7 protein-coding genes are annotated in these 11,713 nt (G+C 45.1%); 2 read left to right on the forward strand and 5 right to left on the reverse strand.

Annotated features, from left to right (window positions below):
* Positions 1-7 precede the first annotated feature (7 nt).
* From GVO62_RS03175 to GVO62_RS03185, 3 genes are all read right to left on the reverse strand, one after another.
* The gene (locus GVO62_RS03175; RefSeq protein ID WP_159117708.1) at positions 8-1,351 is read right to left on the reverse strand and encodes an anti-phage deoxyguanosine triphosphatase; all 1,344 of its coding nucleotides are present in this window, start codon (positions 1,349-1,351) and stop codon (positions 8-10) included.
* A 77-nt stretch (positions 1,352-1,428) separates the two neighbouring features.
* Positions 1,429-2,028, reverse strand: a complete 600-nt coding sequence (gene yfbR / locus GVO62_RS03180) for a 5'-deoxynucleotidase (protein ID WP_012519109.1) — start codon at positions 2,026-2,028, stop codon at positions 1,429-1,431.
* A 1-nt stretch (position 2,029) separates the two neighbouring features.
* Positions 2,030-3,250: a pyridoxal phosphate-dependent aminotransferase gene (locus tag GVO62_RS03185; protein WP_014976750.1), complete on the reverse strand. Its 1,221-nt coding sequence runs from the start codon at positions 3,248-3,250 to the stop codon at positions 2,030-2,032.
* Between the two features lie 271 nt (positions 3,251-3,521).
* Between GVO62_RS03185 and GVO62_RS03190 the strand changes: the two genes are divergently transcribed.
* The gene (locus GVO62_RS03190) at positions 3,522-4,316 is read left to right on the forward strand and encodes a DUF2189 domain-containing protein (protein WP_159117709.1); all 795 of its coding nucleotides are present in this window, start codon (positions 3,522-3,524) and stop codon (positions 4,314-4,316) included.
* A 417-nt stretch (positions 4,317-4,733) separates the two neighbouring features.
* Positions 4,734-5,063 (forward strand): DUF3718 domain-containing protein, encoded by a 330-nt coding sequence (locus GVO62_RS03195; protein WP_173359962.1) that lies wholly within the window; start codon positions 4,734-4,736, stop codon positions 5,061-5,063.
* A 126-nt stretch (positions 5,064-5,189) separates the two neighbouring features.
* Here GVO62_RS03195 and GVO62_RS03200 read toward each other — a convergent pair whose 3' ends face one another.
* Positions 5,190-8,357, reverse strand: a complete 3,168-nt coding sequence (locus GVO62_RS03200) for an efflux RND transporter permease subunit (RefSeq protein WP_159117710.1) — start codon at positions 8,355-8,357, stop codon at positions 5,190-5,192.
* A complete protein-coding gene (locus GVO62_RS03205) occupies positions 8,354-11,707 on the reverse strand; it encodes an efflux RND transporter permease subunit (RefSeq protein WP_159117711.1) in 3,354 nt (1,117 codons plus the stop codon). Before GVO62_RS03205 ends, GVO62_RS03200 begins: the two co-directional genes overlap by 4 nt.
* Positions 11,708-11,713 lie beyond the last annotated feature (6 nt).

The following is an 11,713-nucleotide window of genomic DNA, read 5'->3' on the forward strand; positions in this document are numbered from 1 at the left end:
ACTGGTATTACATATGCAAACTATCTTGAATGCCGCCTTGTTTAGGGGAAAATATATTACTGTATAAGCGAGAGGCAAATTCATCCGTCATACCTGATATATAGTCGGCGAGAACGCGCATTCCATTACCGTTCTCACAGGCTTTGCGCCAGCGCTCCTGTGTGTTTTCAGGGAGAAGGCGGTCGGGATCTGACGCAAATGCTTCAAATAGCTCCATAACCACCAGTTGCCCTTTATATTCAAGAAGCTGAACGTCAGGGCGGCGTATTACTTTGTTAAACACGAAACGTTTAAATAGCTCCAAGGCTTCTGCAAATTTTTCCGGCATCACGGCGTTGAACGCAAGTAACGGATGAGCAAAACCCTCCACACCTTTAATTTCAATGGCCGTGATAAAGCTATTTACCAGTGCCCCAATAGCATTTTTTCTTTCGTGATGTGCTGCGCTAAATAGTTTGTTGGTTAACTCTTCTATATTGTCTGATAACCAAGGCACGTCAAGGGCCTTAAGTGGTATGGTCACATCATCAACAAAATGATGCTTGCTGACCATATCCATAACAATGGCGTCTTCTAAATCGTGAATGCCATAGGCGATATCGTCAGAGAGCTCCATAATTGAGCAGTCGAAAGATTTAAATTGCGTTTTGCTGTGGCCTGAGGATTTAGGCGTAAACTGCATTAACGTGTCTTTATCTTGATTGCTAAATGGCGAAAGCAGCCAGTCGAATAGAGACTCATCGCAGCGAAACAGACCCTTGGGCGGGTGCCAGTCGTGAGCCTTAACCTGACGAAGTGATACAGGGCGTTCAGGCACGGGCCCCTTACTATGAAGAGCATCAATAAAGTTAGGGTATTTTACCAAGCCCAATACGCTTCTTCTGCATAAATTCATCCCGTGTTCGGCGGTATAGGGCTCAAGCTGGGTAATGATCCTAAAGGTTTGTCCGTTGCCTTCAAACCCGCCGTATTGATGCATCATATAATTGAGCGCAATTTCACCGCCGTGCCCGAAGGGCGGGTGGCCAATATCATGAGCTAAACACAGGGTTTCAATAAGTGTGGGGTCGAGAGCCAAAGAGCTAGCGATATCGGGAAATTTCACCCATAGCTGTGCGGTAATTCCAGTGCCAATTTGGGCGGCTTCTAAAGAATGTGTAAGGCGTGTACGATAAAAGTCACTTAGCCCCACGCCTAACACTTGGGTCTTCGCCTGCAAGCGACGGAATGCAGCGCTGTGAAGCACGCGCGCTTTATCTCGCTGATACGGATTACGATGATCGCCGTCTCGTGTTTCGCTTCGGGGTAAACGGCGCTCGTGTAGTGCTAGTTCCCATTCGCTTGTTGCCAAAAAAACCTCGCTGCCATGCTGTGTTTGCTACTTCTGTTACGTAAGTATAGTAATTTGGGGGCGGTTCATAGCCTTACTTACATATCGTCTTGCGTAATTTCATCAAGACTCAAAGAAAAGCTTGGTACGTAGCGCGTTAAGAAGTAGTCCACTTCTTCAGAATGATATTCTTTAAGGGTTTTATCTAATCTTTTCTTTGCTAGCTTAAACTCTTGGTTGCCAGCAGCCAGTTCTTCAAGGGTTTTAAGGTAAGCGCAAAGTACGTCAGCTGCTTTTACGATAAACGCTTCTTCTTCACTATGGTAGTGGTGATCAATAAGTGCCGCATAATCTTCGCGAAACGCTTCTGGCGCCATTTCAATTAGCTTGTTTTCGGCTATTTTTTCAATCTTTTTGTATTCTTCTTTTATCGCAGGGTTAAAGTATTTTACCGGGGTAGGAAGGTCGCCCGTAAGTACCTCGGAGACGTCGTGAAAAATCGCCATTGTCGCGATTCGGTCTGGATTAAGTGTACCGCCAAAGAACTTATTTTTAATTAAGGCTAGGGCGTGGGCAACCATGGCCACCTGCAAACTGTGCTCCTGCACATTTTCTGTGCGCACGTTATGCATCAGCGGCCAGCGATTGATAAGCTTCAAACGTGCTAAATGCGCAAAGAAATGGCTTTTATCAGACACGTTATGCCCCTTGCTTATAGGTTCTAAAGAAGTTTCCAATTCGGTGAAGTGCTGGTACTAATACGTCGCTGTGAGGTAAAAACACTAACCTAAAATACGTGCCTTCGGTTAAGTTAAAAGCGCGGCCATGTACCAATAAAATCTTTTCAGAGCTCAATAAGTCCAGCACCATCTGCTCATCGTTTTGAATGTTGAATTTCTTCTCATCTACCTTGGCGAAACAATACATAGCACCTTTGGGTTTTACGCAAGAAATGCCATCAATGCCATTCAGCATATCTGTGGTTACATCGCGTTGAATGCGCAAGCGACCATTTTCTTTCACTAAATCGTCAATGCTTTGATAGCCGCCTAGCGCTGTCTGAATTGCGCTCTGGCAGGGGACGTTTGCGCACATTCGCATTGAAGACAGTATGTTAAGCCCTTCTATATAGTCAGACGCCAAACGTTTATTACCACTGACAACAAGCCAACCTGAGCGAAAACCGGCTACTCTATAGTTCTTACTTAAACCGCCAAAGGTAACAAAAAATACGTCGTCAGCCAGTGACGCAATACTGGTGTGCTTTGCTTCATCGTAAAGTATTTTGTCGTAAATCTCGTCACTAAATACTACTAAGCCGTGCTCGCGGGCTACTTCAACCACGTCTTGCAAAAGGGCCTTGTCGTACACCGCACCTGTAGGGTTGTTAGGGTTAATCAGTACAATTGCGCGCGTTTTGCTAGTAATTTTACTTTTTATATCGTCAATGTCTGGGAACCAGCCTGCTTGCTCATCGCAGCGATAATGAACCGGTGAGCCTGACGACAGACTTACTGCTGCAGTCCAAAGCGGATAGTCAGGGCTTGGAATAAGCACTTCATCGCCATGATTAAGCAACGCTTGCATCGCCATCATTATTAACTCAGATACGCCATTACCGATGTAAACATCGTCTACACGAATATCTTTGATATTGCGCTGCTGATAATACTGCATCACGGCTACACGGGCGGCATAAATTCCTGTCGAGTCTGAATATCCTTGAGACGTGGGCAGGTTATGGATCACGTCTTTTACGATGTCGTCAGGGGCTTCGAACCCAAACGGAGCAGGGTTACCGATATTTAATTTTAATATGCGGTGTCCTTCGTCTTCCATTTTACGTGCTTGCGCAGCAATGGGGCCTCTGATGTCGTAACAAACGTTATCTAATTTATGTGAGCGAGATACAGTTTTCATGGTCTATCTGGTTGATTTACATACCCTGAGATTATCGCAATACACAGCCTTATGCGATGGCATTTTTGCAGTATTTCCCTCTTAATCACGACTTTTTTTATCAAGTGCTCAATTATTGAACGCCAAACGAGATAGATCTTTCTTTTGTCACTTAAGTATAAAATTTATGTTAATGGGTTGTGAACTTTTCATTCTAGGCCTATCGTAGTAGTAAGGCGTGTAAAAAAACGCGTTAGTAACAAACAAGCTAACAAGCAGAGGTGATTAGAATATGTCGCACCATTTCAAAGAAACACCAGAGAATGCGATCACGCAAAGCGGTATAGCGCGCGTTATTCCATGTAAAGAGTTAGACGTTGGCGATCCCATAAAATGGATGTCACTGGCATTAAGAGACGCTATGCGCGCCCCGGGGCTCACCCTATTTTACGGGGTGTTGTTTGCGGTTATTCCCTGGTTCATTATGTACCTTGTAGAAATGACCGGTTGGCATTTGGTTATTTTACCTGCCATTGTTTGCTTTATGTTAGTTGGGCCTTTTTTGGCGGCTGGCCTTTACGACATAAGTTGGGAAATGGAAAAAGGTCATAAACCAACACTTCGTCATTCTTTACGCGCTATGCGCAGAAACGCGTTTAACGAATGGGGCTTTGCGATACTGCTAATGGTCATGATGATCTTTTGGTTACGCGTTGCTTCGCTTATCCACGCGCTTTATCCACCTTATATAGAGAACGATTTGGAAAGCCTATTGCCTTTCTTAATGTTGGGAACGATGGTGGGTGCAGGTTTTACCCTTGCAATGCTATTTGTAACTGCTTTTACTCAGCCCATTCTTATGGAACGCAAAGTTGATCTTGCCACAGCAGTTTTGACCAGTGTAAATGCCGTGTGGCTTAATAAGGTTCCTATGCTCATTTGGGGCGCAATAATCTTCAGTGCCGTTGCTATCGGTTTCGTTACCGGCTTTATTGGATTTATCGTTTTAATGCCCATTATTGGTTACGCATCGTGGCATGCTTATATCGACGCAATTGAAATCAAACGCGAGCGGAAATATGAGTAGATTTAGATGTTTTATGTAATTTAATTACGTAAAATGCACCTTTATTTGCTTATAAATTAAGCTTAAACATCAAATGTTTTGTTAAAATTACAGTTTTTAAGCCCCGAAAGGGGCTTTTTTATACTTAAGTCTTATATCACTTTCATCCTATAACCTTCTTCGCTATGCCCATTAGTAATATAGGATTTCCGTTTGTTTCGCGAATTCAATGGCTTACATTGCTAACAGATGTGTAACAACCTGATTTACCTGACATTTACCGCCGTTACACAATCTTTCAACAGAAAACTTTTTATTCTTGATGCATAAATAAAGGGCGTTGAGCAGGTTGATGATTTATTCAACGCTGCTCATGCACGACAAAGAGTTTGCCACAAACTTGTTTAGTACCTTTATCCACATATTGAGGATTTTAAAATGAAATTATCTAAAGCACTTAACCTTGTAGCTGCGACAGCAACGGTTGCTTTTACTATCAATGCAAATGCTGCTGCACCACAAAAAGATATTCGCTTTGTTGGTGAGACTCAGTTCGCGGGTTTTTGTAAAGCAATCGTCAATGATGACGTAAGAGTACTACGCTCAAGCCTTTCACGTAACGTGGGTCGTATTGGTGCCAGCCAACGTGAAGTATTGCGCATGGTAACATCGGAAGAAGGTTTGACTTGTAATGGAAGTAGTCTGATTGAGTTTTCAGTTGAGCGTGATGCTAACGCGGTACATGAGTACCTAACGTCGCGTAGCTAAGGCATTGACTGCTGTTACGTCAAATCCAGAAAAAGCGGGCTAGTGTTATCGCCTCATCGTTTATCAAGACGAGGATGATAAAAACTAGACCCGCTTTTTGTCTTCTTATTTTTTCAACTTTATTTATTAGTTCGCTATTTTTATGTATGTCGCCACGCGCGCCTTACTGGTTTTGAACAATCGCTGTGTTTTAAACCTAAGCTTTAAAAGCAACACATAAGCAAGAGGCACCAAAAATAAGCTGGTTAGGGTAGAGAATACCAAGCCACCAATAATTGCGATTGCCATTGGTGAGTAGGGCGGACCATCACCGCCAATACGGGTGCTGCCCATTGCAAGTGGAATAAGCCCTAGAACGGTTGTAGCTACTGTCATCAGAATTGGCCTGATACGAGTCATACATCCTTCAATTACTGCGTCATACAGCGATAAGCCTTCGTTGATGAGCTGATTAATTCTGTCTACCAATACGATACCATTGTTAACCACAATACCCATGAGTATCAGCATGCCAATCATCCCCATGATAGACATAGATGTACCAGTAACCATAAAGGCCCAAAACACACCTGTGAAAGAAAACAGGAGTGACGTAATAACAGAGGTTGGAAGGATAAGCGACTCAAACAGTGCTGCCATCACAACGTATATCATGCAAAGGGCTAACAGCATGTTCATTTGCATAACGGCGTTGGCTTCATCCTGGCGAGAGAAGCTGCCGTCTAGCGTCCACTTATAACCGGTCGGCAATTCAATATTCGCCAGTGCTTTCTCTATGCGTTCACGAGCTTGTTCGGTGGTGGTTTCACCCTCTAGGTTTGCACCAATAGCTAACGCGGTTTGACGGTAGTTGCGGTTAATTTGCGAAAGCTGAGGTACCACAGAAAAGTCTGCAATCATATTTAACGTTACCGATTGCCCCTGGGTAAATCCAATATTGATATTCTTAAGCTCGCTCAGCGACGCTTGAATATCGCTACCGAATTTAAGCTGCACTGCCACTTCGCCCGCATCACCATAACGGAAGGTACGTAAATTACTGCCTCGTAGAGCCGTAGAGATGAGCTTTGCTACATCATTGACCTGAATGCCAAAGCGGTTTGCTTTCTCTCTGTCTATGCGAATTTGAACCTCATCGCGGGTAGACCCGGTGTCGGCTTTTACATCCTCTAGTCCTTCTATAGTAGAAAGAATAGGAATGATCTGCTGAGAAATAGTCAGCAAGGTTTCTGAAGACTCGCCCAACAAGGTTACTCTTACGCCACCGCCATTGCCACTATCCCATTGGAAAGAGGGGCGAGCACGCACAAATGAAGGCATGGTTTCACGAATATCCTCTTTGATTTGCCCAACGCTTACTGGCAACTCATCGTTTAGTGTAATACCGCTTACCGCATGACCGGCAGTAAAGTAGGTATACACCTGTTTGATGTGAAAACGTTCTTGGTTTTCATAAAGATAAGCTTCCATTTTATCTACGGTTTTTTCTACCTCTTCTAGGGTAAAGTTTTGGGTTACGTGATAATTAAGCCAAATACGCTCTTGGTTGTTATTACCTTCATCGTCTGATGTCACTGCCTGCATGGGCACGAAAGTCGACGCCAGAATAAGTAACGCAATGACGCAAGTTATTCCTTGGTGTTTCAACATCCAGTTAAGTGCTCGGCCATAGCCTTTAATGTAGGATGGCGTTTTAGGTGTTTTTACTACTGGAATTTTTATTTTTGTTGTTAGTAATGGAATAAGTGTTTTAGCAATAAAAAGCGACGCAAAAAGAGATATGCAGATAGCGACGGCTACGTGCTCTAAGAAAATAGTCACGTCTATTTTTACTCCAATAATATTGGGTAAAAACACAATCGCCGTGGTTGCAGTACCAGCAATGACCGCAAGACTCACTTTGTTTACGCCAATTTGGGTGGCCCGTTTGATATCACCTTCTTGTTGGCGCTCTTGAAAGACGCTTTCGGTTATTACAACGGCATTATCAACCAGCATGCCTACGGCAAGCATAAGGCCCATCAGTGACAAAATGTTAAGGGTATAGCCCAAAAGATACATTACACCTAAGGTGATACATATTGAGAAGGGTACCGAAAGTACCACAATCAAGGTCGTGGTAAGCTGGCGCAAGAACAAGTAAAGCACAATAACTGAAAGTAGCGCCCCTAAAAGACCAGCGTTTAGCAAATCGCTTAGCGATGAGGTTACGCTTTTCGCGGTGTCGTCCATTACGAATAAACTAATGCCTGTAAACTCAGGGTCTTCCTTGGCTTTTTCGATAACTTTCATCACCGCATCAGAAACTTCAACGAGGTTGCTGCCAGACTCGCGAAATACGTTAAAGCCTACTGCAAAGGTGCGATCTAAGTGACGCCCTTCGTTACGCTGAGGAAGCTCGTAAGTGACGCTCGCGATGTCAGACAAGCGCACGCTGCGGGTAACCCACATGTTTTTAAAATCGTTTACATCAGTGAATTCGCCAGTTGGGTTAACCAGAATTTTTTCACCGTTGTTGTACATGTAGCCCGCGGTTAGCGAGAAGTTTGCGCTTTGAAGCTGCTGCTCTAAACGAGTACCGTCTATTTGGTAGGCCGCCATTTTCTTAGGATCTAAGCGAATGGTGATTTGGCGCTTCATGGTGCCGTATAGCTCAACTTTAGATACCCCCGGTACTCGCTCTAGCGGGCGCTTGAGGTTGCGCTCTAGCAAGTCATAGGCATTCGATAAGTCGCGGTCGCTCGATACGCGAAGTTGAAATATAGGCATATCATTGGTGTTAAATTTATACACCATGATCCGCTCTATATCGTCAGGAAGTTCGTGGCGAATAGCGTCAATCTTTTCCCGTGCTTCAATGCTTTTGGCTTTTAGGTTTTCATCCCAGTCGAACTCCACAATGACCTCAGCCATATTGTCGTACGAACGTGCTCTTAAGCGCTTTATCCCCGACATGGTAGCCACAGCTTCTTCAACTGGGCGGGTGATCATGGTTTCAATTTCAACTGGAGTCGCGTCGGGGTAGGGTATCTGCACCACCATTTCCGGAATATCGATTCCTGGGAACTTCTCAAGAGGAAGCAAGCGCCCAGATACGATACCGAACAGCAACATAGACAAAAACAGCATTCCGATGGTAACAGGCTTATTGAGCGCAAAGCGTGCAAGCCCAGCACCTATACCTGCAATGTTGGAAAGCTGGGGTTGTGACGCATCGTTTTTATCGTGTTTATTCGCATCGCGTGCTTGGCCGTTTTCGGCGTTGTTTTTAGAGGTGTTAAAAGGCGAACTCATAGTACACCGCCTTTCGACATGGCTTCTTCGTCATCAAAGCGCGCGTTCGTCTTTGTGTTAACAGGTGTTTTTTGCTCAACGTTTTTCTTAACGTCAAATAAGCTGTAAAGCACAGGCAGTAGGATTAGGGTAAGCAAGCTTGCAAACAAAAGACCGTAAATTACCGTGATGGCCATTGGCGTGCGAATTTCAGCGCCTTCGCCAAAACCAAACGCCATAGGTAATAAGCCTAGCACCGTAGTGAGTGTGGTCATTACGATAGGGCGTAAACGCGTTTTAGCCGCATCTAAAATAGCCGCGTCTTTATCTACCCCTTGACGGCGAAGCTGGTTAATACGGTCAACTAATACAATAGCGTTGTTTACTACAATGCCGCACAGCATTATTAAGCCTATAAATACCACTACATTAATCGGCGTATTGGTAAGCCATAGGCCATACACCGAACCCGCTCCAGCTAAGGGCACTGCGAATAAAATAAGCAAAGGGTGTAGTAATGACTCAAATTGCGACGCCATAACCAAGTAAACCATGAATATTGCAAGGGCTAATGCGAACTGTAGTGAACGGAAGCTGCTTTGCATATCTTCACTTTGTCCGGTGACCGTTGCGCTTAACGACAGAGGAAGCTGAGTCTCACTAATGACCTTGTTGGCAACGGCAACGGCTTCATCAAGCTTACCTTTGGCAAGGTTCGCTGATACCAGTGCTACACGCTGCTGTCCAACGCGGGTAATCTCGCTTGGGCCTACGCTCATGTAAACATCGGCGACGGCACTTAATGGAATAGGTTGTGCAGAGCCTGGGTTAACAACAATGGCGCGAACGCTTGCGATATCGTCTCGCTGATTTTCTTGCGTTCTTACCAGTACATCCACTTTTCTGTCTTCAACACTATACTGCGTAGCAACACGTCCGCCTACTTTAGCGGCTATAAGCTGAGAAACGGTAGACGCATCAAGTTCAAGTCGAGCCAGTTTTGCGTGATGGAAGGCTATCTTAAGCTCTGGGTTGCCATCTCGAATACTGGTGGTAACGTCTGCAAAATTACTGTAACTGGTAAGTTTGGTCGCAATGGCGTCCCCATATTGCTGAAGCTGGTTTAGATCGTAACCTGCAATTTCAATTTGAATAGGTGATGCAAAGCTAAATAGTTCTGGCTCTGAAAACGTTGCCTGAACCTGAGGTTCGAAAGCTAAGTGATCGCGAAGCGCACGTTTCACGTCGTCCATATCAGTCGCTGTTGCTGTTGGCTGCATAACAATGTTCAAGCGACCCCAATGATCGCCACCTTGGTTTGGCGCAGCGCTGATAAGACTACCCGTACCAGACATGGCATAGGTACGTAATAACTTTGTGTCGCCGCTACTAGAATCATTTACTGCAACACCAGCAAGCTCGCTAATTACGGCGTCGGTACTAGCTAGTGGCGAGCCCGCAGGAAGGGTGACTTCTACCGAAAATTCACCTTGTGACAGAGTTGGAATGAGTTCCATGCCAAGTCTTGGTACAAGGGCTATCGCGCCAGCGGCAAGAACTAAGGCAGTGACTAGCACTAGTGCTTTTGCTCGAAGGCTTGCGCGCAGCAGCGTTTCATAGGCCGAAGCGAGAAGGTCGAACGCTTTATTAAATGCCCATACAAGTGGTTTAAACGCAACGCTCAGTAATTTACTGACGATATGCCATGCACCGATAACCAAGGTAACCAAAGCCGCAGGTAGAAATACAAAGATAAGCCTGAGTACCCAACGAATTGGCAGAGTAATAAAGTACATAATTTTGCCGAACGTCGACGAAGGTGCCGTGGGCGCAGGAGAGGCAAAGACATCTTCATGATCAAGCTGTTGCTTTTTCTTCTTGTGTGCCATTGCAGGGATAAGTGTAAGTGCGACGACAAGTGACGCTGCGAGCGCGAACGATACGGTTAAAGCTTGATCTTTAAACAGTTGCCCTGCAATGCCTTCTACAAATATCAGCGGCACAAACACGGCCATAGTCGTCAGTGTTGAAGCTACAATCGCGCCAGAGACTTCTTTTGTTCCTTCGCTGGCGGCAGAGTTCTCGGCCAACGTTTCGCTTTCTGCCCCTTTTAATTTTTTGTGGCGGTCGATGTTCTCAAGAACGACAATGCTATTGTCCACCAGTAGACCGACGGCAAGTGCAATACCACCTAAGCTCATCATATTTAGGCTTATGTCGTTGGCATACATCAAATTAAACGTTGCAATGACCGACACTGGAATAGATACCGAGATGATGACGGTAGCCCAGAAATCTTTTAGGAAGAGGTAAAGCACCAGCATGGCTAAAATGCCCCCCATGACTGCTGCTGATTTCACATTGTCTATGGCTTGCTTGATAAACACGCTTTGGTCGTAAATTTCGCTTAGCGTGTAATTTTCAGGAAGGCTATTTTTTATTTCGCTTAATCGGTTAGCCACTTTTTGCGCGACATTTACCGCGTTAGCGTCACCTTCTTTATAAATGGCAACTTCAATGCCTTCGCTTCCGTTGAAGCGGGTTACCACGTCACGGTCTTTATAAGCACTTTCTACCGTAGCAATATCTTTAAGCTGAATGTTTCTGCCTTCGAAGCGACCAATAAAAAGGTTCTCAATATCATTTAACGATTCAAACTGGTTTAGTGTTCTCACTAAAAACGCCTGCGCTGCGTTATCAATTCTACCGCCAGCTGCATTAATATTCTCAGCACTCACCCGGTCAATGATGCGGGTGATAGGAATAGACAGCTGACTGGCTTTTTGCTGGTCGATAAGAATGTGAATTTCGTTCTCTAAACCACCGCCTACACGTACTGCAGCCACACCCTCTACAGATTCCAAAGCGCGCTTTACCTGTTGTTCGGCATATAAACGCAGCCGCTTCATTTGCGCTACGCTCAAACTTGATGTGTCGGTTTGTGCCGTAAGACCTAACTTAATCACCGGGTCTAGACTGGGGTTGAAACGAAGAAGTCGTGGTTTCTCTATATCCAAGGGAAGTTGCAACACATCGAGCTTTTCGCGCACTTCTAAGCTTGCGAAATCCATGTCTGTGCCCCAGGCGAAAGACAAAACCACGTCAGACTGACCTGCGCGCGACGTGGAGGTGACTTTACGTACTCCTTTCACTACGCCAATGGCTTCTTCAATGGGTTTTGAAACCAATTGTTCTACTTCGCCTGGCGCTGCGCCGTCGTAGTCGGTGCGGATAGTGAGGGTGGGGTAAGACAAATCAGGCAGCAAGTTTACCGATAGCCGGCCTAACGACACCATACCAAATAATAATACCGCAAACGTAAACATGCTAACGGCTACAGGGCGCTTTACAGCGAGATCTACAATACGCATTGTGTG

It is taken from the genome of Alteromonas sp. KUL150, assembly GCF_009811475.1.
Lineage (GTDB): Bacteria > Pseudomonadota > Gammaproteobacteria > Enterobacterales > Alteromonadaceae > Alteromonas > Alteromonas gracilis.

Bases quoted from the DNA above. Each gene is read 5' to 3' on its own strand.
- GVO62_RS03195 (WP_173359962.1), top strand. From the start codon at position 4,734: ATGAAATTATCTAAAGCACTTAACCTTGTAGCTGCGACAGCAACGGTT.
- GVO62_RS03190 (WP_159117709.1), top strand. From the start codon at position 3,522: ATGTCGCACCATTTCAAAGAAACACCAGAGAATGCGATCACGCAAAGC.
- GVO62_RS03205 (WP_159117711.1), bottom strand. From the start codon at position 11,707: ATGCGTATTGTAGATCTCGCTGTAAAGCGCCCTGTAGCCGTTAGCATG.
- GVO62_RS03185 (WP_014976750.1), bottom strand. From the start codon at position 3,250: ATGAAAACTGTATCTCGCTCACATAAATTAGATAACGTTTGTTACGAC.
- GVO62_RS03200 (WP_159117710.1), bottom strand. From the start codon at position 8,357: ATGAGTTCGCCTTTTAACACCTCTAAAAACAACGCCGAAAACGGCCAA.